Origin of the sequence: Cellulosimicrobium sp. AB352, assembly GCF_049538415.1 — a bacterium.
Classification (GTDB): domain Bacteria; phylum Actinomycetota; class Actinomycetes; order Actinomycetales; family Cellulomonadaceae; genus Cellulosimicrobium; species Cellulosimicrobium funkei.
Genome location: NZ_JBMVFX010000002.1, coordinates 104,645 through 126,508 on the forward strand (window position 1 = coordinate 104,645; position 21,864 = coordinate 126,508).

Genomic DNA, 21,864 nt, shown 5'->3' on the forward strand with positions numbered 1-21,864 from the left:
GGTCGTGCGGGAAGGTTCGGGAGGGCTCAGCCCTTGGCGGCCGTGGCGCCGGCCTCGACCGGGACCTCGGGCTGCGGGTCGTCGGCGCCGGTGACGGCACCGGTGCCCTTGTCGCGTCGCGAGGGGAAGATCAGCCCGATGATCGACGGGCGGCCCTGCACCTTGTTGTAGACGTCGAACGCGACCGCGATGAGGAGCACGAGGCCCTTGATGATCTGGGTGCGGTCCGAGCCGATGCCCATGAGCTGCAGGCCGTTGTTGAGCACGGCCATGACGAGCCCGCCGATGACGGAGCCGACGACCGTGCCGACGCCGCCCGAGACGGCGGCGCCGCCGATGAAGACGGCCGCGATCGCGTCGAGCTCCCACATGTTGCCGTCGAAGGGGCCGGACGCGGTCGAGCGGCCGATGAAGATCATGCCCGCGAGCGCCGCGAGGACCGACATGTTCATCATGACGAAGAAGTTCGTGCGCTTGATGTCGACGCCGGACAGCGCCGCGGCGGCCCGGTTGCCGCCGACCGCGTACACGTGGCGGCCGCCGACGGTCCGCTGCGCGACGAACTGGTAGACGATGACGAGCAGGATGAGGATGACCGCGGGCACGGGGATCGAGGTCCCGACGCGGCCCGAGCCGTAGAGGTACGTGAGGTAGGCGATGACGGCGCTGAAGAGGACGACGCGCGTCACGGCGACCGACGTCGGGACCGGGTCGGCGCCGAGCTTGCGGGCGCTGGCCCGGCGGCGGAGCTCCGACCACACGACCGCCGCGATCGCGAGGACGCCGAGCAGGAGCGTCGAGTTGTTGAGACCGGTGCCCGGTCCCCACTCGGGCAGGTAGCCGCCGCCGATCCACTGGATCTCGGTCGGGACGGGGACGGTGTTGGACTTGCCGATGTACTGGTTGAGGCCGCGGAAGATCATCATCCCGGCGAGGGTCGTGATGAAGCCCGGGATGCCGACGTACGCGACCCAGAAGCCCTGCCACGCGCCGATGACCGCGCCGACGCACAGCCCCAGGAGGATGCCGAGCCACCACGGGATCCCCCAGTCCCGGATCGCGAGGGCGACGATGATGCCGGTCACCGCCGCGACCGACCCGACGGACAGGTCGATGTGGCCCGCGATGATCACGAGCACCATGCCGATCGCGAGGATGAGGATGTAGGAGTTGCCGTTGAGCAGGTTCTGCGCGTTGCTCGGGGTGAGGACGCGCCCCCCGGTCGCGATCTGGAAGAAGATGATCAGGGCGAGGAGCGCGAAGAGCATGCCGAACTGGCGCGCTCCGCCGCTCAGCAGCTGCTTGATGGACGACATCGTCGGTGGTTCCTTCTCGGTCGAGACGGGGTGGCTGGGGGTGGGGCGGCCGGGTCAGGCCGCGTCGGCGGGCGCGTCGCTCTGCGTCCCGGTCATGAGCCGCATGAGCCCCTCCTGGGTCGCGTCGGCCCGGGAGACCTCACCGGTGATGCGCCCCTCGAAGACGGTGTAGATGCGGTCGCACAGCCCGAGCAGCTCGGGCAGCTCCGACGAGATGACGACCACGCCGCGGCCCGCGTCCGCGAGCTTCTGGACGAGCCCGTAGATCTCGTACTTGGCGCCGACGTCGATCCCGCGCGTCGGCTCGTCGAGGATGAGGAGCTCCGGCTCGGTGTACATCCACTTGGCGAGCAGCACCTTCTGCTGGTTGCCGCCGGAGAGCTTCGCGACACCCTCGTGCACGCTCGGCGCCTTGATGGAGAACGCCTTGCGGTAGCCCTCCGCCGCGACGAACGCCGCGTCGCGGTCGATGACGCCGGCCTTCGCGATGCGCGGCAGGTTCGCCGACTGGATCGTGCCCAGGATCGTGTCGAGCAGGTTGAGGCCGAGCGACTTGCGGTCCTCGGGGACGTACGCGATCCGGTTCTCGATCGCCGAGAGCACCGTGGGCATGGAGACCTCGCGCCCGTCGATGCGGACGACGCCGGACAGGTAGCGGCCGTAGGTGCGCCCGAAGATCGAGCGCGCGAGCTCGGTGCGCCCCGCGCCCATGATCCCGGCGAAACCGACGATCTCTCCCCTCCGCACGTGGAAGGTCGAGCCCTTGCACACGAGGCGGCCGGGCACCTCGGGGTGCTCGACGGTCCACCCCTCGACCTCGAAGAAGGTCTCGCCGATCGACGGGGTGTGGTCGGGGAAGCGCGACTCGAGCGAACGGCCGACCATGCCGCGGATGATGCGGTCCTCGTCGACGGCGTCGTCCTTCACGTCGAGCGTCTCGATCGAGCGGCCGTCGCGGATGATCGTGATCGAGTCGGCGATCGCCTCGATCTCGTTGAGCTTGTGCGAGATGATGATGCTCGTCATGCCCTTGGCGCGCAGGCCGCGCAGCAGGTCCAGCAGGTGCTCCGAGTCCTCCTCGTTGAGCGCGGACGTCGGCTCGTCGAGGATGAGCAGCCGCACGTCCTTCGCCAGCGCGCGGGCGATCTCCACGAGCTGCTGCTTGCCGACGCCGATGTTCTTGATCTGCGCGTCCGGCGACTCCTGGAGCCCGACGCGCGCCATGAGCTCCTCCGCCCGGCGCCGCGCCACGCCCCAGTCGATCCCGAACGACCCCTTGACCTCGTTGCCGAGGAAGATGTTCTCGGTGATCGAGAGCTCCGGGATGAGCGCGAGCTCCTGGTGGATGATGACGATGCCTGCCTGCTCGCTCGAGCGGATGTCCTTGAACCGGACCTCGGCGGCCTCGTAGTAGATGTCGCCCGTGTACGTGCCGTGCGGGTACACGCCCGAGAGCACCTTCATGAGCGTCGACTTGCCGGCGCCGTTCTCCCCGCAGATCGCGTGGATCTCCCCCGCGCGGACGCGCAGGTTGACGTCGTCGAGGGCGCGCACGCCCGGGAACTCCTTGGTGATGCCCCGCATCTCGAGGATCACGCGCTCGTCCGTCATCGGACCTCCTCCTGCCGAGGACAGCGCGCGGGGCACCTGTGCCCCGCGGACCCGGACACCCTCAGCGCCGTCCGAGCGGGCCCGACGCTATGCCCGTCGCGATCTTGGCGTCAACTCCTGAACGCAAGGCCGGGGCGAACTGTGATCGAATAGCGACCTTGGTCCTATGACAGCGCAGACATATGCCCCGGATGTGAGCGCGAACACGTGCGGTCTGGCCCAAGCGATCAGGACGTGAATGCTTGAGAGCGCTTTCAGGCGAGAGCGCACAGCGCTGCCGACAGGCGTGGTGCACCGAGGCGGCCGCGGCGGTGCCGGCCGTCCGGGCCTCGCGAGGTGGGAGCGGGCCTAGCGAGGTGGGAGCGGGCGCTTGAAGCCCTCGTGCGACTGCTCGTAACCGAGCGACCGGTAGAACCGGTGGGCGTCCGTGCGTCGCTTGTCGGACGTGAGCTGGGCGAGCGCGCAGCCTCGCGCGACGCCCCACGCGTGCGCCCACGCCATCATCGCGCGACCGACGCCCTGGCCCCGCAGCCGCCGGTCGACCCGGACGGCCTCGACCAGCAGCCGCGACGCGCCGCCGCGGGAGATCCCGGGGACCACGGTGAGCTGCATGGTGCCCACGACCTCGCCGTCGCGCTCCACGACCACCAGGGCGTTGTTCGGGTCCGCGTCGATCGCGGCGAACGCCGCCTCGTGCTCCGGGCCGACCTCGCCGGTGCGGGCGCGCGCGATCGCGTCGTCGGCGATGAGCTCGACCACCCGGGGCAGGTCGGCGGCGACGGCCGGACGGAAGACGAGACCCGCCGTCGGGCGGACGGCGGACGAGGGCGAGGTGGTCACGGCTCGCGACGCTAGCACCAGCCCCGGAGAGAACGACGCCGACCGGGGTGCGCCGAGGTAGAGCCCTGGTGAGCCGAGCGAGAACCGGGTAGGCCGAGGTAGAGCCCTGGCGATGACCAGGGCTCTACCTCGGCGGGTCGTCCTACCTCGGCGGTCGGCTCAGGAGCAGGTGGCTCCCTCGTGCTCGACGGTGAAGGTCGAGGTGACCTCCTCGCCGTCGACCACCGCGGTGGCGGTCACCGTGGCCTCGCCGGCCGCGACCGCCTTCTGGCGCGTCGCGAACGACTGGTAGGCGTTCTTGCCGGGCGCGACGTCCGCGACCTGCTTCTCGCCGAACGGCGTGGCGAGCCGGACGTCCACCGGCACGGCGCCGTCGTTCGTCGCCCGGACCGCGACGTACGCCTTGCCCGCGAGGCAGCGCGTCTGCACGTCGACGGACACGGGCAGCTCCGCCCCGGCCTGCGGCTGCACCAGGACGGCGACGGACCGCCCGGGGACGGTCACCGTGCCGGTGGCCGCGTCCCACGTGGTGCCGCGCACGACGTCGTCGCTCCCCTCCTGCTGCACGGGCGAGAGCACGTACTCGCGGCCCGCGAGCGCGGACAGCGGGACGGTGACCTCGTCCGGGGAGGCGTTGAAGACGGCGAGGAGCCCGTCGAGCGCGGGGTCGACGTCGGTGCCGACGGTGTCGTCCACCGCCATCGCCACGACGCCCGGGACCTGGTCCGTCCCGGCACCCGGGAAGGTGACCTTCTCCCGGATCAGCTCCGGGTCGCCGAGCCGGAACAGCTCGGTCGAGTGCCGCAGCCGCAGGAGGTCCTGCGCCTGCGCCGACGCGGTGGCGATGTCGTCGGGCGACGGCTTGAGCGCCGGGTTCGCGAGGAGCGGGGCCATGAGCGGCCACTTGTCCTCGTTGTCGGCCGCCATCGGCAGGCCCTTGCCGAACCCGTTGTCCTGACCGGTCCAGTCGATCGCGTTGAACCAGTCGCCCGAGTCGTAGCTGTTGCGGTCGAGCGACTTCGACCGCAGCAGGTCCGTGCCCGCGTGCCAGAACGACGGCGTCTGGGAGAGCGCCGCGGTCGCGAGCGAGACCGTGTTCATGCGCACGCGCTCGTCCATCGGCGTGTCGGCCGGGAGCTTGAGCGCGAGCAGGTCGAACAGCGTCTCGTTGTCGTGCGCGTCGACGTAGGTCACGACCTCCTCGGGCGAGTCGGCGTAGCCGGCCGGCGCCCCGCGGTAGTCGATCTCGTCGCCGCGCTTCTCCTCGCCCGTCGACGTGACGAGCGTGTAGTCGCGCAGGTTGCCCGCGAGGCCGAGGCGCACGAGGTCGGTCTGGTGACCGAGGTCGGCGAGCTCGTCCGCGGACCCGTCGTTCACGGTCCCCGGCTCCCCCGCCCGGGCGGGCTGCCCGTTCGGGTCGGTCGCGAGGCCCGTGCCGAAGCCCTGCGTGAACGTCGTGGCGCCGTCGACGGGCGAGCCGCCGTGCACGGCGTCGCGCAGCCGGTCGGAGAAGGTCCCGATGCCCGTGCCGCCGAGCTGGCCCTGCGTGGCCTGCTCGAACAGCGCGTTGCCCGCGACCTCGCCGAAGTCCCAGCCCTCGCCGTACAGGTAGACGGACTTCCCGTCGACGCCGTCCTCGGCGAGCGTGAGCTCGTCGAGCGCGGCCCGGACGTCGAGCATGTTCTGCTTCGAGTGGTGGCCCATGAGGTCGAACCGGAACCCGTCGACGCGGTAGTCCTTCGCCCACGTGACGACCGAGTCGACCATGAGCTTGCCCGCCATCGCGTGCTCGGTCGCGACGTTCTGGCAGCACGTGCTCGTCTCGACGGAGCCGGTGGTCGGGTTCTGCCGGTGGTAGTAGCCCGGCACGACCTTGTCGAGGACGGACTTCGCGTCCTGCCCGCTCGCGGCGGTGTGGTTGAACACCTGGTCGAGCACGACCTGCAGCCCGGCACCGTGGAGCGAGCCGACCATGGTGCGGAACTCGGCCACGCGCGCGCCGCCGTCCGCGTCGACCGCGTACGACCCCTCCGGCGTGCTGAAGTGCCACGGGTCGTAGCCCCAGTTGAAGCCGTCCTGCGCCTGCACCGCCGCGACCGCGGCCTGCTGCTCGGGCGAGTCGGGCGCGAACCCGGTGAGGTCACCGGTCGTGGCCTGGGCCGCGCGGTCCTCGGGGATCGACGCGATGTCGAACGTCGGGAGCAGGTGCACCGTGGTGACGCCCGCGTCCGCGAGCTCGCGCAGGTGCGTCATGCCGGCCGAGTCCTTCTCCGCGAACGCGAGGTACGTGCCGCGCCGCTCCGCCGGGACCGTCTCGTCGGAGATCGAGAAGTCCCGGACGTGGAGCTCGTAGATCGTCTGGTCGACCGACCGCTCGACGACCGGGGCGGGCGTGCCCTCCCAGGCGCTCGGGCGGAACGCGGGGTCGTCGAGGTCGACGGCCACCGAGTGCGTGGAGTCGAGCGTGAGACCCACCGAGTACGGGTCGGTGACGACGTTCGTCTCGACCTTCCCCGTGCTCGGGACGTAGACCTGCACCTCGTAGAGGTAGCGCGCGCCCTTCCAGCCGACGGCCGCGCCGCCGAGCTTCTTGTCGGCCGCCTTGCCGTCGAGGGTCCACGTGCCGTCGGCCTGGCGGGCGGCCTCGAACCGGCGCGGGTCGTCGTCGAGCGACGCCCCCGCGGGCCACGCGAGCACCGAGACGGCCTTCGCCGTCGGCGCCCACAGCGCGAACGACGCCCACTTGCCGTTGGCGTGCCACGAGACGCCGAGCTCGCGCTCGGCCGCGTCCTCGGCGAACAGGTCGTCGACGACGCCCGGCACCTGGACACCGGTCGCGGCCGTGAGCGCGCCGCCGTCGGCCCGGGTGACGAGGAGCTGGCCCGTGAGCGCTGCCTCGACCTCCGCGCGGTCGAGCGGCTCGCCGTCGTCGAGCACGCGCAGCGCGGTGTGCCCGGCCAGCGCCGGGAACTCGGCCGCGACGTCGTCGGGCAGGCCCGACGGGTCGACCTGGAGCGTGTACGACGCCGTGCCCTCCGGGGCCTGCACCTCGCCGTCGGCGCCGCCCGGGGTGACCGAGAGCCCGCCCTCCGGGGCGGACCACAGGGTCCACTCGTCGCCCGTGCCGAGGTCGCCCGGCCAGGCGACGACGCCCTCGCGCACCCAGTGCGCGGCCTGCTGGCCGGTGCCGGGGAGCGGCGGGTTCGCGACGTCGATCGTCAGGACGTGGGACGCGAGGTCGTAGGAGAACGTGACCAGCTCGCCGTCGCCGACGGAGAACTGGTAGTTCGCCCCGTCGCGCGCGCCGCCGACGCCGTAGTTCTCGGCCCAGCTCAGGCCGTGCGCGACCTTGCCCTCGTACGCGCCGGCCGCGAGGCGGTCGGTCGACCAGGTGTAGACGCCGTCGCCGTCCGGGTCCTTGAGCCAGGACGCCAGGCAGTCCGGCGCCCACGAGCCGGGGCAGCCGACCTGGTCCTGGAACGAGCCCGCGAGCGTGACGATCGGCCCCTGCGCGGTGCTCGAGAAGTCCTTGCTCACCGGGTCCCAGTAGAACGTCACCGGGCCGCCGGCCGTCGTGTACGTCGCGTTGGTGCCGTCCTGCACACCGCCGACGCCGTAGTTCACGGTCCACGACCCGTTGATCGCGACCTTGTACTCGTACGTCCCGGCGGGGACGTCGAACGTGCCCGCGTAGACGCCGTCCGCGCGCTTCGTGAGCTTCGCGGCCTCGCAGCCCGGGGCCCAGTCGCCCGCGCAGCCCATGGCCGCGTTGTGGCTGCCGGGCACGGTCACGAGGTCGATCTCGGGCTCGGGCTCCTCGCCCACGACCCCGCTCACGTCGACCCCGACGCTCGCGAAGGTGGACGCGGCGGCGCGGTCGCCGTCGGCGTCGGTCGTCACGGCGCGGTACTCGACGAGCGTGCCGTCGGCGAGGCCCGCGACGTCGTGGAAGACGCGCGGCGCCGTGTCCTCCGCGGTGCCGAGCGGGTGCCACTCGGCGCTCCCGACCTCGCGCCACGCGAACGACGTCTCGGCCCACGCGTCCGCGTCGACCGTGGCCGCCACGGGCGCGACGCCCGTGACCGCGCCCCCGGCCTGCGGCACGGTGAGGGCGATGTCGCCCGACGAGTCCGCGCCGACCTCGCGGTCGGCCCGGAGCACGACGGTGCCCGTCGCCGGGACGCTCAGCGTGACGACGCCGTCCGCGTCGGCGGTGACGGGGGCGGCCTGCTCGCCGTAGAGCACCTCGTACGAGGCGCCGGGCGTGAGGGTCGTGAACGTCGCCGTCCGCTCCTGCGCCGCGTTGTTCAGCGCGACGAGGTGCTCGACCTTCTCCTCGCGGTCGACGCGGCTGAACGCGTACACGCCCGCGCCGTTCTCGACGTACCGCTCCACCTGGGCGCCGTCGGCCAGCGCCGGGTGCGCCTCGCGCAGCGCGGCGAGCTCGGCGATGTGCGCGTACAGCGGCGCGTCCGTGCCGAAGCGGTCGACGCTGCCCGCCTGCTCGCCCGTGACGAGCGGCTGGTCGGCGTACTCGTCGACCTGGGTCGCGAACAGGGTCTGGCGCGCGTCCTTGTCGCCGCCCTTCCCCGCGAAGCCCTGCTCGTCGCCGTAGTACACGACCGGCTGCCCGCGGGTCAGGTACATGAGGTCGTGCGCGAGCTCGTCGCGCGCGAGCGGGTCGTCGGTGCTCGCGAGCATGTACCCGACGCGGCCCATGTCGTGGTTGCCGAGGAACGTCGGCAGCGCCTGCGCGTTCGTCGTGGGCGTCGTGTACATGTCGTCGCTCGCGAAGAGCGACGCGAGGCCCTTGGCGCTGTTGCCGCTCGCGAAGCTCGTCGCGGCGGACTGGAACGTGAAGTCCAGCGTCGAGCTCATGTCCGTCTTGCGCACGTAGGGCGAGAGCTTCGCCGCGTCGGCGTCGTACACCTCGCCGAACATGAAGAAGTCGTCCTTGCCCTGCGCGTGCGCGTAGTCGAGGACCTCGGTGGTCCACGTCTCCCAGAACTCGAAGTTCACGTGCTTGACGGTGTCGATGCGGAAGCCGTCGATGCCGAGGTCGATCCAGTCCTGGTAGACGTCGACGAACCCGTCGACGACCGTCGGGTGCTCGGTCATGAGGTCGTCGAGGCCGTCGAAGTCCCCGTACGTCACGGACTCCCCGGTCCACGTCGAGTTGCCGCGGTTGTGGTAGAGCGTCGGGTCGTTGAGCCAGGCCGGGACCTTGAGGTCCTCCTTGCCCGCCGGGACGACCGGCGTGTACGGGAACGACGTCGCGGCGTCCAGCGCCGGGAAGTCGCCGGTGCGCGCGTGGTCCGCCGGGTCGAACACGGTTCCCTCGGCGTCGCGGTACGGCGACGTGGCCTGGTCGACGTACGAGTACTGCTTCTCCTCGTAGTCGATCACGTCGGCCGTGTGGTTCGTGATGATGTCGAAGTAGACCTTGATCCCGCGGTCGTGCGCCTCGTCGATGAGCGCCTCGAGCTCGGCGTTGGTGCCGAGGTGCGGGTCGATCTGCGTGAAGTCGGTGATCCAGTAGCCGTGGTAGCCCGCCGACGCGTCGGCGCCCGTCCCCTGGACCGGCTGGTTCTTGAACGACGGCGTGAGCCAGATCGCCGTCGTGCCGAGGCCCTCGACGTAGTCGAGGTTCTGCCGCAGGCCCGCGATGTCGCCGCCCTGGTAGAAGCCCTTGTTCGTCGGGTCGAACCCGGAGACGAGCGGGTCGTCGCCGAGCCCCGCCGTGTCGTTCGACGGGTCGCCATTCACGAACCGGTCGGTCATGACGAAGTAGAAGCGCTCGTCCGACCCGGGCTGGCGCACGGGGGGCACCACGAGGTCGGCGTCCTGCGCCTCGTCGTAGCCGCCCGCGAGCCCGAGCGGCGTGAGCGCGATGCGGTGGGTCGACTCGTCGAACGTGACGCGCACGGTCGCGTCGCCGCCGAGCACGAGGGGCGCGTTGTCCTGGCTGCCCTCGCGCCCGTACGCCTCGTCCCACGCGTCGTCGTAGGCGACCTTGTACTCGTAGGTGCCCGCGGGCACCTCGAAGTCGGCGGACCAGACGCCGGCGGCGTCGGTGGGCGCGAGCTCGGTCGCCGCGCACGCGGGGTCCCAGTCGGCGGCGCAGCCGAGCTCGGACTGGAGGTCGCCCACGAGGGCGAGCGTGCGCTCGTCGGCCCCCGCGGCGGGGGCGGCGAACGCGGCGAGCGTGACGCCCGCCAGGCCGGAGGTGGCGAGCGCGACGGCGGTGACCGACGCCGTCGTGCGGGCCCCGCGCGTGCGGCGGGGCGTGGTGTCGGATGGGTGGGGCGACGGTGTGCGCGGGACGCGGCGACGTCGCGGCGTGGAGGTCATGAGGACTCCCTCGTCCGGTGGCTGGTGCGGGACCGCAGGCGTGAGCAGGCAGGTGCCGGCAAGGACGCGGACGACGGGACCAGCAGCGGGCGACGTCGACCGCGGCTTTCTCAGCGTACGGCTGAGCCGAACTGTACTGGTTGCAGAAAGTTGCAGCAAGGTTCGGCAAAGGGCGGGCGCGCGTCGTGCCGCGCCGCTGCCCGGACACGACGAACCCGGGGTCGCCCCGCTCAGGAAGTCCTGACGGGGGCGGCCCCGGGTCCGGGAGGTCGCGGTGGTCAGCCCGCGAGATGGCCCCAGCGCGGGGCGAGCTCGGACCACGGCCCGACGGCGGCGACCCGGCCCTCGTCGAGCACGACCACGCGGTCGGCCCGGGCGAGCGCGGCGCGCTTGGACGTCGCGCCGACGACCGTGGTCCCCCGCTCGCGCAGCGACTCCCACAGCTCGATCTCCGTCGCCGCGTCGAGCGCGCTGGAGACGTCGTCGGCCAGCAGCAGCTCGGCGTCGGTCGCGAGCGCCCGCGCCAGGGCGAGCCGCTGGACCTGGCCGCCCGAGAGCCGGACGCCGCGGTGCCCGACGAGGGCCTCGTGCCCGCCCGCCTCGACGACGTCCCGCTCGAGCCGCGCGGCCGCGACGGGCCCGTGGACGTCGCGCTCGTGGCCGAGCCGCACGTTGTCCGCGAACGTCCCGGACAGCACGCGCGGCACCTGCGCGACGTGCGCGACCTGGCCCGGCCGCAGGAACGTCTGGGCGTCGACGACGTCCGTGCCGTTCCAGCGGATGCGGCCCGTGTGCTCCATGAGGCCCGCGAGCGCCGAGAGCAGGCTCGACTTGCCCGCGCCGACCTGCCCGAGCAGCAGGACGAGCTCGCCGCGGGCGACGGACAGGTCGACGTCCTGGACGCCGATCGTGCCGTCGTCGTGCAGCGCCGTCACGCCGTCCAGGTCGATCCGCTCGAGCGGCCGCCGGGGGCCCGGGTCGGGCGTGGGGGCGGCGCCGGTGAGGAGGTCGACGCCGGGCGGCAGGTCCATGAGGTCCGTCCCGGCGGCGAACCGGCTCGTCGCGCGCTGCCACGAGCGCGTGCCGGGCGCCTCGGTCACGACGGCGCCCGCGACGACCCCGAACCAGCCGAAGCCGGTCACGGCGTTGGCGACGAGGAGCGCCGTCGCGAGGTCCCACGTCCCGGTGAGCAGCCCGGCCCACGCCGCGACGACGCCGAGCTGGATCATCACGAGCGGGACGCCGTCGAGCGCGGCCTGCACGCGGTGCTCGAAGACCGCGGCGCGCACGCGCCCGGCGTCCACCTCGCGCAGGTGCGCGTGCACCTGCGGCGTGCGGGCGGCGAGCTTCACCGTCCGCGCGGAGTCGAGCGCCGAGACGAGCGCGCGGCCGAACCGGGCGCGCGCGGCCGACGACCGCGTCGCCGACCGCCCGGCGATCGGCCGCCCGAGCGCCGACGCCGCCGCGGACACGACCATGACGGCGAGGAGCACCGCGCCGGCGAGCCACGACCGGCTGAGCAGCGCGGTGACGCCCGCGATGACGAGGCCGTTGACGAAGTCGACCCAGCGGTCGGCATACCGGACGAACCGGTCGGCGTCCATGGCACGGGCGACGACCTCGCCGGGCGGCGTGGCCGTGAGCCGGTGCTGACGGGTCTGGCCCGCCATGACCGCCATGCGCACGCGCAGCAGCACCTCGACCCACCAGCGCGGGTAGACGTACAGCGCCCACGCGAGGCACAGGGGCGCGACCACGAGCAGCACGGCGAGCGGCACGAGATGACGCGCCGGGAAGCCGGAGCCGAGGTCCTGGACCGCCTGTCCCCAGAGGAAGCCGGTGACGGCACCCTGGGCCGAGACGAGGCTCGTGACGAGGAACAGGACCGCGCCCACGACGCCCCACGCCGGGCGGACGAACAGCGCGTGCGCGACGCCGCGCGCGAGGCTCGGCCCGTCGCCCGGGTCGTCGAGGACCGGCGGCTCGCCACGCCGCCGGCGTCCGCCGACCGCGTCGGAGGCGCGGGCCGCGGGCGTCTCGCCCTCGGCGCCCGCGTCGTCCTGCGCGACCGCGTGGTCCTGCACGGCCGCGGACGCCGCGGGCACGGCGGCGGGCGCCGGGTCGCCGGGGGCGAGGTCGTCGACGTCGTCGCCGCCCGGGCCGCCGTCCTGCGCGACGCTCGCGACGAGCAGGTCGCGGTAGGGACCGGGGGCGTGGGCGAGCGCGGCGCGCTCGCCCTGCTGCACGACCCGGCCGTGGTCGAGGACGGCCAGCAGCCCGGCCCGCTCGATCGTCGTGAGCCGGTGCGCCACGAGCACGCCCGTGCGCCCCGCGAGCAGCCGCTCCGACGCGGCGACGACGCGCGCCTCCGTGAGCGGGTCCATGCGCGCCGTCGCCTCGTCGAGCACGACGACCTGCACGTCGCGCACCAGCAGGCGCGCGAACGCGACGAGCTGCTCCTCCCCCGCCGAGAGCGACGTCCCGCCGGGACCGAGCAGCGTGTCCAGGCCGTCGGGCAGGCCCGCGACCCAGTCGTCGAGCCGCAGCTCGCGCACGGCGGCCTCGACGTCGGAGCGCGGGACGTCCGCGAACAGCGCGACGTTCTCCGCGAGCGTGCCCGCGAGGATCTCGGTGCGCTGCGTGACGACGCCGACCGCCGCGCGCAGCGCCTGGAGGTCGAGGTCGCGCACGTCCACGCCGCCGACGAGCACGGCGCCGCGCGGCGGCTCGACCGCGCGCGAGAGCAGCGACGCGAGGGTCGACTTGCCCGAGCCGGTGCGCCCGACGAGCGCGACCGTCTCCCCCGCGGGCACGTGCAGGTCCACCCCGTCGAGCGCGAACGTGCCCTCGGCGTAGGAGAAGTGCAGGTCGCGCACCTCGATCCCGACCGGCCCGGCGGGCAGCGTGCGCCCGCCCGTCGGCTCGGGCTCGACGGCGAGCATCTGCCGGATGCGCGTGAGCGCGCCCAGGCCCTCCTGGATGTCCGGGAGGTGGTGGACCAGGTTGTCCACCTGCCCGACGAAGAGCGCGGTCACGAGGAACAGGGTGACGAGCCGGTCGACGCCCAGGTCGCCGTCCGCGGCGAGCGCGGCGCCCGCCACGGCCACGCCCGCGAGCAGCGAGGCGAGCACGAGGCCGGCACGGCGGAGCATGCGCGCCTCGACGACGAGCACGGCCTCGAACTTCCGGTGCACCCGGGCAGAGCGCTCGGCGAGGCGCCGGATCGCGAACGACTGCCCGAGGCTCGTGCGCAGGTCGTCCCGCGCGGCCACGGACTCCTCGAACGCTGCCGCGTGGTCCGTCCACGCCATCTCCTCGATGACCTTGCGGCGCGCGATCTCGCCCAGCATCGGGCGCACGATGAACCACGCGACCGCCCCCAGCACCGGGAAGAGGACCCACGCGGGCCACCAGGTGAGGCCGGCGACGACCCACATCGGCAGCACGCCGACGACGGTGCGGCCCGCGCCCCAGAGCTGACGGCGCACGAGCGTGCCGACGGCGTGCGTGTCGTCGTCGACGCGGTCGAGCACCTCGCCGACCGCCTGCTCCGTGAGCGTGGCGAGCGGCTGGTGCAGCGCCGCGGTGAGGAGGTCGCCGCGCAGGCGGCCCTCGGCGCGGTCGACCACGCCCGCCCACACGACCTGGCCGACGGTGTCGAGCAGCGCCGCGCCGACGACGCACGCGGCGAGGAGCTGGAGCGTCGCCGTCGTCGGGTCCTCGGCGAGCCACCCGGCGATGACGGTGCCCAGCGCGGCGCCGACCGCGCCCACGGCGAGCGCGAGCAGCGCGACGACGGCCTGCGGCCCCCGCAGGCGGCGCCAGTCCAGGCGCCGGGCCGGGTCGGGCGAGCGCGGGGCGGCGGCCGACGGCGCGGCGTGCGGGTCGGACGGGGGGTTCGTGGGCTGCTCGGTCGGCAGGGAGGCGTCGATCATGGCCCTACGACCCTACGGCGACCCACCCCCGCCGACGCAGGGATTTTCGCTGCCCGCAGCCCTGCCCGGCCCGGTCGGCGCGGGGCCGAGCCGGGCCGGCTCGCGTCGGCCCTGCCCGGCCCCGGACGCAGCGCGGCCCGGGTCCCGAAGGACCCGGGCCGCGCAGGTACGGCTCAGACCAGGCCGAGCTCCTCGACGGCCTGGCGCTCCTCCTGGAGCTCCGCGACCGACGCGTCGACGCGCCCGCGCGAGAAGTCCGACAGCTCCAGGCCCTGGACGATCTCCCACGACCCGCCGCGCGAGACCACCGGGAACGACGAGATGAGGCCGGTCGGGACGCCGTAGGACCCGTCCGACACGACGCCCGCGCTCGTCCAGTCGCCCTCGGGCGTGCCGAGGACCCAGTCGTGCACGTGGTCGATCGCCGCGTTCGCCGCCGACGCCGCCGACGACGCGCCGCGCGCGTCGATGATCGCCGCGCCGCGCTTCGCGACCGTCGGGATGAACGTGCCCTCCAGCCACTCGCGGTCCTCGGCGAGCCGCGCGCCCGGCGTGCCCGCGACGTCCGCGTGGAAGAGGTCGGGGTACTGCGTGGCCGAGTGGTTGCCCCAGATGGTCATCTTGCGCACCTCGGACACCGGGACGCCCGCACGCTTCGCGACCTGCGTGAGCGCGCGGTTGTGGTCCAGGCGCGTCATCGCGGTGAACCGGTCCTTCGGGACGTCGGGCGCGTTCGACGCCGCGATGAGCGCGTTCGTGTTCGCGGGGTTGCCGACGACGAGGACGCGGACGTCGTCCGCCGCGCCCGCGTTGATCGCCTGGCCCTGCGGCTTGAAGATGCCGCCGTTCGCCTCGAGCAGGTCGCCGCGCTCCATGCCCGGGCCGCGCGGGCGGGCGCCCACGAGGAGCGCGACGTTCGTGCCCTCGAACGCGGGCGTCGGGTCGTCGAAGATGTCGATGCCGGCGAGCAGCGGGAACGCGCAGTCGTCCAGCTCCATGGCCGTGCCCTCGGCGGCCTTCACGCCCTGCGGGATCTCGAGCAGGCGCAGGCGCACGGGGGTGTCGGGGCCGAGCATCTGGCCCGACGCGATGCGGAACAGCAGCGCGTAACCGATCTGACCGGCCGCGCCGGTCACCGTCACGTTCACGGGGGAAGTCATGCGCTCACTCTCCCACAACGCGACCCGCCCGGACGCGCGGGGCGGCGCGCCCGCCGGTGCCCCTCTCGCTCCCACAGGCCCCGGCACGACGACGGCGGCGCCCCCTGCGCAGGGGACGCCGCCGTCGGGCGTGCGGTGCGGGCCGGATCAGCCCAGGCGCGCCTTGAGGTTCTCGTCGAGTGCGGCGAGGAACTCCTCCGTCGTCAGCCACTCCTGGTCCGGGCCGATGAGGAGCGCGAGGTCCTTCGTCATCTTGCCGGACTCGACCGTCTTGACGACGACGTCCTCGAGCGTCTGCGCGAACTCGGTGACCTCGGGCGTGCCGTCGAGCTTGCCGCGGTGCATGAGGCCACGCGTCCAGGCGAAGATCGACGCGATCGGGTTCGTCGACGTCGGCTTGCCCTGCTGGTGCTGGCGGTAGTGGCGCGTCACCGTGCCGTGCGCGGCCTCGGCCTCGACGGTCTGGCCGTCCGGGGTCATGAGGACCGACGTCATGAGGCCGAGCGAGCCGAAGCCCTGCGCGACGGTGTCGGACTGGACGTCGCCGTCGTAGTTCTTGCAGGCCCAGACGTAGCCGCCCTCCCACTTCATGGCCGAGGCGACCATGTCGTCGATGAGGCGGTGCTCGTAGGTGAGGCCCTTGGCGGCGAACGCCTCGGCGAACTCGGCGTCGAACACCTCCTGGAAGATGTCCTTGAAGGCGCCGTCGTAGGCCTTGAGGATCGTGTTCTTCGTCGAGAGGTACACGGGGTACTCGCGCTGGAGGCCGTACGCGAACGAGGCGCGCGCGAAGTCGCGGATCGACTCGTTGAAGTTGTACATGCCCATCGCGACGCCGCCCTCCTCGGGCATGGTCACGACCTCGAACTTCTGCGCCTCGGAGCCGTCGGCCGGCTCGAACGTCATCGTGATCTTGCCCGGGCCGGGGACCTTGAAGTTCGTCGACTTGTACTGGTCGCCGTGGGCGTGACGGCCGATGATGATCGGCTTGTTCCAGCCCGGCACGAGGCGCGGGATGTTGGAGATGATGATCGGCTCGCGGAAGACGACGCCACCGAGGATGTTGCGGATCGTGCCGTTCGGCGAGACCCACATCTTCTTCAGGCCGAACTCCTCGACGCGCGCCTCGTCGGGCGTGATCGTCGCGCACTTGACGCCGACGTTGTACTGCTTGATCGCGTGCGCGGCGTCGATCGTGACCTGGTCGTCGGTCGCGTCGCGGTTCTGGATCGACAGGTCGTAGTACTTGAGGTCCACGTCGAGGTACGGGTGGATGAGGCGGTCCTTGATGAACTGCCAGATGATGCGCGTCATCTCGTCGCCGTCGAGCTCGACGACCGGGTTGACGACCTTGATCTTGCCCATGCGCAGATCGCTCCAACTGTCGGGGACTGGAGCCCCCGGGTGTCGGACGGCGACCGTGCGGCCCGTGGGCCCGGTCCGTCGCACACGAGGGCGTTGCTGACCGCGGTCCAGGGTACTCGACTTCTCGACGTCAAGATACTTTGGCGACGCCCGGGGGACCGTTCGGATCGTGAGACTTGGCGTCCGTTCTCAGGTGCAGCACCGCAGATTTCCACGCATCTCCCGGGTGGTGGTGGCAAGATGCCCCCAGATGCCGGAATGGCCGGGCACTCGGTCAGGCATCGTGCCGTCGTCCCGACGGCCCGCCGGTGCCGCACCGCGGCACACCGGGCCGGGACTGCCCGAAGTTCCCACCGAACCAGACAGGATCATCATGTCCCAGGACACCACCGCTCCCGGCGCACCGGAGGGCTACGTCGACGACGCGCGCCCCGCGCAGACCGAGGCCGTCGCTGTCGTCCAGCCCAGCCTCCTCGCGCGCCTCGGCGCCGAGGTCTTCGGCACGTTCTTCCTCGTCCTCGCGATCATCGGTGTGGCGCTGTACACCTTCGTCAGCCAGCAGAACGCCCTCGCGGTCGCTCTCGCGGGCGGCCTCGCGCTGCTGGCCGGCGCCGCCGCCGTCGGCAACGTCTCCGGCGGCCACTTCAACCCGGCGGTGACGCTCGGCGCCGCCATCGGCGGCCGCACCGCGTGGCGCGACGTGCTGCCCTACTGGGTCGCGCAGCTCGTCGGCGCGCTCCTCGCGGGCCTCGTCCTGCTCGCCACCGTCCCGAACTCGCTGCCCGCGCTCGTCGGGCAGGAGGACCGCGGCGGCCTGTTCGTCTCGACCGCGAACGGCTACGGCGACTTCTCGTCCCTCTCCACGGCGTCGCAGGGCGGCACCGAGTTCGGGCTGCTCGCCGCGCTGCTCATCGAGACCATCGCGACCGCGGTGTTCGTCGGCGTAATCCTCGGCGTGACCGACAAGCGCGCGACCGTGCAGTACGCGCCGGTCGTCATCGGCCTCACCCTCACCGCCCTGATCCTCGTCGCGGTGCCCGTCACGAACGCGTCGCTCAACCCGGCCCGCTCCATGGCGTCGGCCGTCTTCGCGGGCGACGGGGACCTGTGGAAGCAGCAGTGGGTCTTCTGGGTCGCGCCGCTCCTCGGCGCCGCGATCGCGGGCCTCTTCTACCGGGCGTTCGCGTTCGCCCCGAAGCAGGACGACCTGCTCGGTGAGGACCACGTCGTCACGCTGACCGAGGCCGAGGTCGCCGGTGGCTCCGCCGCCGGTGCGGGCGCGGCCGTCGTCGGCGCCGGTGCGGGCACCGTCGTCGAGGAGGCGGTCGTCGTCACGGACGAGAACGGTGACGTGGTCGCGGTCGAGGAGGTCGTCGAGACGGACGACCCCGACGCCCCGGCCCCCGGTGAGGGCACGGCCCCGCGGGCCTGACCCTGCTCGCACGCCCGACGGGCCCGGACCGCGCACGCGGTCCGGGCCCGTCGTCGTGCGGGTCTCGTCGTGCGGGTCTCCCGGCGTGCGGGGCGCTCGTCGCGCGGGCCGCACGTCGGCCGCGCTCCGCGCGGGGACGTCAGAGCTCGCCCTGGTCCAGGCTCAGCGCGAGGAACGCCATGACCGCGGCGGGCGCGAGGAAGAAGAAGACGTCGAGCCCGCGCGACCGGACCGTGATGCCGACCGGGCCGGGGCCCGGCATCGCCGCGCGGCACACGCCCGCGACGGCGAGCAGCCCGGAGAGCGCGAAGCAGCCCGCCCGCGCACCGGCGAGGACGGCCACGACCGTGGCGACGGCGACGCCCGCGAGGACGAGCCACATCGCGGGCTGGCGGGACGGCGCGAGGCTCGCGGGCGGCTCGGGCACCGGGGGCGGGGTCGCGTCGTCGGGCACCGGAGCGCCCTCGGGAGCCGTCCCGTCGCCGGTCTCGTCGTCCACGTGGTGCCACACCGGCACGAGCGTCGCGCGTGGCCGGTGCCGCGTCCCCCCGTCCGCGGTGACGTCGCTCACGCTGCTGCACCTTCCACGCCCGGAAGCCTACCGTCGTGCCCTAGCGTGACGTGCATGCCGTCCGTCGTGCCGCCGGTCCCGTCCGCTCCCCCCGCCACCTCGACCGACCCCGCGACCTGCCCTGCGGCCGACCCCGCGACCGGCCCGGCGACCACCCGGCACGACGGCGGGCCGCCGTCGTCCGTGGTCGTCGTCGGCGCCGGGCTCGCGGGCGCCCAGACCCTCGCCGCGCTCCGCCGCCGCGGCTACACCGGGCGCGTCACGCTGCTCGGCGCGGAGGGCGTGCCGCCGTACGACCGCCCGCCCCTGTCGAAGGAGCTCCTCAGCCGGCCCTCCCCCGCGTGGCTCGCCGACGACCTCGGGGTGGACGTCGACGCGCTCGCCGACGACGTCCGCCTCGCCGACCCGGCCGTGCGCCTCGAGCGGACCGGGGCCCCCGACGCTCCGGTCTGGTCCGTCGAGACGCGGTCGGGCGACCGCCTCGTCGCCGACGCCGTCGTGCTCGCGGTCGGCTCCGTGCCCGTACGGCCGCGCGGCTGGGAGCACGCGCGCGTGCTCCACACCGCGGCCGACGCCGACGCCCTGCGCGCGGCGCTCCGGCCGGGCCTGCGCCTCGTCCTCGTCGGGGCCGGGTGGATCGGCGCGGAGCTCGCCGGGGTCGCGGCGGGCGCCGGTGCGCACGTCACCGTCGTCGAGGCCGCGGGCGCGCCGCTGCACCGCCAGCTCGGCCCGGACGTCGGGGCGCACCTCGCGCCCTGGTACGCGGCCGCGCGCGCCGAGCTCGTCACCGGCGCCACCGTCGCGGAGGTCCGGCCCGACGGCGTCCGGCTCGCCGACGGCCGCGAGCTGCCGGCCGACGTCGTGCTCGCCGCCGTGGGCGCACGCCCCGCCACCGACTGGCTCGACGGCGTCGTGCCCCGCGACGCGCGCGGCGGCGTCCCCGTGGACGCGGACGGCGCCGTGCCGGGGCTGCCCGGCCTCTGGGCGGTCGGCGACTGCGCGAACCGCGACCACCCCGTGCTCGGTCCCGTCCCGGGCGGGCACTGGTCGGCGGCGCTCCACGACCCGGACGCGACCGTCGCGGCGCTGCTCGGCGACGACGGCGAGCGGGCCGCGCACGCGCCGTACGTGTTCTCCCAGCAGCTCGGGCACGACCTCGCGCTGTTCGGGGTGCCCGCCGAGGGCGACGAGGTCGTGCTGCGCGGCGACCCCGCGGGCGGCGCCACCGGCCACGAGGGCTGGGCCGCGTTCTACCTCGCGCCCGCGGCGCGCTCCGGACCCGGCAGTCCCGCCGCCGACCCGGCCGCCCGGGTCACCGACGTCCGGGCCGTGCTCCTGGTCGACTCGCCGCGCGACGTCGGCCCCGTGCGCAAGGCGATGAACCGGACGGGCCGCCTGCGCGTCGACCTCGACGTCGCGCTCGACCCGGCCGGGCGCCTGCGCGACGCCCTCGCCTGACGCCCGCGCCCGACCCCCCGCGACCCCGAGCTCGACGGCCCGCCGGTCCGCGGACCGGCGGGCCGTCGAGCAGCCGGGTCAGTGCGCGAAGTGACGCGTCCCCGTGAAGTACATCGTCACGCCCGCGGCGCGGGCGGCCTCGATCACCTCGGCGTCGCGGATCGACCCGCCCGGCGCGACGACGGCGCGCACGCCCGCGTCGAGCAGGATCTGCAGGCCGTCCGCGAACGGGAAGAACGCGTCGGACGCCGCGACGGCGCCGCGGGCCCGCTCCTCGCCGTCCGCGAGCGTGTTGGCACGCTCGACCGCGAGGCGGCACGAGTCGACGCGGTTGACCTGCCCCATCCCGACCCCGACGGCGGCCCCGTCGCGCGCGAGGAGGATCGCGTTCGACTTCGCCGCGCGGATCGCGCGCCACGCGAACGCGAGGTCGGCGAGCGTCGCGTCGTCCGCAGCGTCGCCCGTGACGAGCGTCCAGTGCTCGGGCGCGTCGCCGCCGGTGACGTTCCCCTCGGCGTCGGTCACGACGGCGTCGACCCGGTCCGTGCTCTGCACGAGCAGCCCGCCGCTGACCGGGCGGGTCTCGACGGTCGTCGTCGGCGGGGCGTCGACGACGAGGAGACGCAGGTTCTTCTTCGCCCGGAGCACCTCGAGCGCGTCCGGCTCGAACCCGGGCGCCACGACCACCTCGGTGAAGACGGGCGCGATCTGCTCGGCGGCTGCCTTCGTCACGACGCGGTTCGCGGCGATGACGCCGCCGTAGGCCGACACGGGGTCGGTCGCGTGGGCGCGCGCGTGCGCCTCGGCGACGTCCGTGCCGACCGCGATGCCGCACGGGTTCGCGTGCTTGATGATCGCGACGGCCGGCTCGTCGTGGTCGTGCGCGGCGCGCCACGCGGCGTCGGCGTCGACGTAGTTGTTGTAGCTCATCGCCTTGCCGTGGAGCTGCGTCGCCTGGGCCAGCCCCGTCGCGCCGTGGCCGACCGTGTAGAGCGCGGCGCGCTGGTGCGGGTTCTCGCCGTACCGCAGCACGTCGGCGCGGTCCCACGTGGCGCCGATCCACGCCGGGAAGCCCGTGCTCACCGTCTCGCCCTCGGCGCCGCCCTCGACCGGGACGGCGTCCGTCGGTGCGACGACGTTGCCCATCCAGGACGCGACGGCGACGTCGTAGGTCGCGGTGTGCACGAACGCCGCGGCGGCGAGCGCCTTGCGCTGCGCGTAGGTGAAGCCGCCCGCCTGCACGGCCGCGACGACGTCGTCGTACCGGGCCGGGTCCACGACGACCGCGACGCTCGGGTGGTTCTTCGCCGCCGCGCGGACCATCGACGGGCCGCCGATGTCGATCTGCTCGACGACCTCGTCCGGCCCCGCGCCCGACGCCACGGTCGCGGCGAACGGGTAGAGGTTGACGACGACGAGCTCGAACGGCGCGATGCCGAGCTCGTCGAGCTGCGCGAGGTGGTCGGCCTTGCGCGAGTCCGCGAGGATGCCGGCGTGCACGCGCGGGTGGAGCGTCTTGACGCGGCCCTCGAGGCACTCGGGGAACCCGGTGAGGTCCTCGACCTTCGTCACCGGGACGCCCGCGGCCGCGACGGTCGACGCCGTCGAGCCGGTGGAGACGAGCTCGACGCCCGCGGCGTGCAGCGCCGTGGCGAGCTCGACGAGGCCCGACTTGTCGTAGACGCTCAGGAGCGCGCGGCGCACGGGGCGCCGCGAGTCGTCGGTGAGCTGGACGTCGGGGGCGGAGGGCACGTGCGGGGCCGGGTGGGACATGACGAGGGGCTCCTCTGGGTCGCGGTCGCCGCGCCGACGGAGCCGACGCGAG

General features: G+C 73.9%; 11 protein-coding genes. 2 read left to right on the top strand and 9 right to left on the bottom strand.

Going from position 1 to position 21,864, the window contains the following annotated elements; all coding sequences use genetic code 11:
• Nucleotides 1-26 precede the first annotated feature (26 nt).
• The 7 genes from mmsB to ACPCUX_RS02040 form a co-directional block, all read right to left on the bottom strand.
• Complete coding sequence (gene mmsB / locus ACPCUX_RS02010) at nucleotides 27-1,316, bottom strand: multiple monosaccharide ABC transporter permease (RefSeq protein ID WP_051027756.1); 1,290 nt, start codon at nucleotides 1,314-1,316, stop codon at nucleotides 27-29.
• Between the two features lie 54 nt (nucleotides 1,317-1,370).
• Complete coding sequence (gene mmsA, locus ACPCUX_RS02015) at nucleotides 1,371-2,927, bottom strand: multiple monosaccharide ABC transporter ATP-binding protein (RefSeq protein ID WP_114552655.1); 1,557 nt, start codon at nucleotides 2,925-2,927, stop codon at nucleotides 1,371-1,373.
• A gap of 348 nt (nucleotides 2,928-3,275) precedes the next feature.
• The gene (locus ACPCUX_RS02020) at nucleotides 3,276-3,767 is read right to left on the bottom strand and encodes a GNAT family N-acetyltransferase (RefSeq protein ID WP_137280146.1); all 492 of its coding nucleotides are present in this window, start codon (nucleotides 3,765-3,767) and stop codon (nucleotides 3,276-3,278) included.
• 159 nt (nucleotides 3,768-3,926) lie between these two features.
• Nucleotides 3,927-10,118: a pullulanase-type alpha-1,6-glucosidase gene (pulA, locus tag ACPCUX_RS02025; protein WP_423388075.1), complete on the bottom strand. Its 6,192-nt coding sequence runs from the start codon at nucleotides 10,116-10,118 to the stop codon at nucleotides 3,927-3,929.
• 278 nt (nucleotides 10,119-10,396) lie between these two features.
• Nucleotides 10,397-14,053, bottom strand: coding sequence for an ATP-binding cassette domain-containing protein (locus ACPCUX_RS02030; RefSeq protein ID WP_423388076.1), 3,657 nt, complete (start codon nucleotides 14,051-14,053; stop codon nucleotides 10,397-10,399).
• 173 nt (nucleotides 14,054-14,226) lie between these two features.
• Complete coding sequence (locus tag ACPCUX_RS02035; protein ID WP_423388077.1) at nucleotides 14,227-15,213, bottom strand: malate dehydrogenase; 987 nt, start codon at nucleotides 15,211-15,213, stop codon at nucleotides 14,227-14,229.
• Between the two features lie 147 nt (nucleotides 15,214-15,360).
• A complete protein-coding gene (locus ACPCUX_RS02040) occupies nucleotides 15,361-16,578 on the bottom strand; it encodes an NADP-dependent isocitrate dehydrogenase (RefSeq protein WP_378226769.1) in 1,218 nt (405 codons plus the stop codon).
• A gap of 373 nt (nucleotides 16,579-16,951) precedes the next feature.
• Between ACPCUX_RS02040 and ACPCUX_RS02045 the strand changes: the two genes are divergently transcribed.
• Nucleotides 16,952-18,010, top strand: a complete 1,059-nt coding sequence (locus ACPCUX_RS02045) for an MIP/aquaporin family protein (RefSeq protein WP_423388078.1) — start codon at nucleotides 16,952-16,954, stop codon at nucleotides 18,008-18,010.
• Nucleotides 18,011-18,149: 139 nt separating this feature from the next.
• Here the strand turns inward: ACPCUX_RS02045 and ACPCUX_RS02050 are convergent, their stop codons facing one another.
• Complete coding sequence (locus ACPCUX_RS02050; protein WP_051876960.1) at nucleotides 18,150-18,581, bottom strand: DUF3017 domain-containing protein; 432 nt, start codon at nucleotides 18,579-18,581, stop codon at nucleotides 18,150-18,152.
• A 54-nt stretch (nucleotides 18,582-18,635) separates the two neighbouring features.
• Here ACPCUX_RS02050 and ACPCUX_RS02055 point away from each other — a divergent pair, with 54 nt between their 5' ends.
• A complete protein-coding gene (locus ACPCUX_RS02055; protein ID WP_423388079.1) occupies nucleotides 18,636-20,039 on the top strand; it encodes an FAD-dependent oxidoreductase in 1,404 nt (467 codons plus the stop codon).
• 78 nt (nucleotides 20,040-20,117) lie between these two features.
• Here ACPCUX_RS02055 and purH read toward each other — a convergent pair whose 3' ends face one another.
• Nucleotides 20,118-21,812, bottom strand: coding sequence for a bifunctional phosphoribosylaminoimidazolecarboxamide formyltransferase/IMP cyclohydrolase (gene purH / locus ACPCUX_RS02060; RefSeq protein ID WP_415298143.1), 1,695 nt, complete (start codon nucleotides 21,810-21,812; stop codon nucleotides 20,118-20,120).
• Nucleotides 21,813-21,864: the final 52 nt, after the last annotated feature.

Coding starts and splice junctions, on each gene's coding strand:
- purH (WP_415298143.1), bottom strand. CDS start 21,812: ATGTCCCACCCGGCCCCGCACGTGCCCTCCGCCCCCGACGTCCAGCTC.
- ACPCUX_RS02040 (WP_378226769.1), bottom strand. CDS start 16,578: ATGGGCAAGATCAAGGTCGTCAACCCGGTCGTCGAGCTCGACGGCGAC.
- ACPCUX_RS02035 (WP_423388077.1), bottom strand. CDS start 15,213: ATGACTTCCCCCGTGAACGTGACGGTGACCGGCGCGGCCGGTCAGATC.
- ACPCUX_RS02045 (WP_423388078.1), top strand. CDS start 16,952: ATGTCCCAGGACACCACCGCTCCCGGCGCACCGGAGGGCTACGTCGAC.
- ACPCUX_RS02055 (WP_423388079.1), top strand. CDS start 18,636: ATGCCGTCCGTCGTGCCGCCGGTCCCGTCCGCTCCCCCCGCCACCTCG.
- mmsB (WP_051027756.1), bottom strand. CDS start 1,316: ATGTCGTCCATCAAGCAGCTGCTGAGCGGCGGAGCGCGCCAGTTCGGC.
- pulA (WP_423388075.1), bottom strand. CDS start 10,118: ATGACCTCCACGCCGCGACGTCGCCGCGTCCCGCGCACACCGTCGCCC.
- ACPCUX_RS02030 (WP_423388076.1), bottom strand. CDS start 14,053: ATGATCGACGCCTCCCTGCCGACCGAGCAGCCCACGAACCCCCCGTCC.
- mmsA (WP_114552655.1), bottom strand. CDS start 2,927: ATGACGGACGAGCGCGTGATCCTCGAGATGCGGGGCATCACCAAGGAG.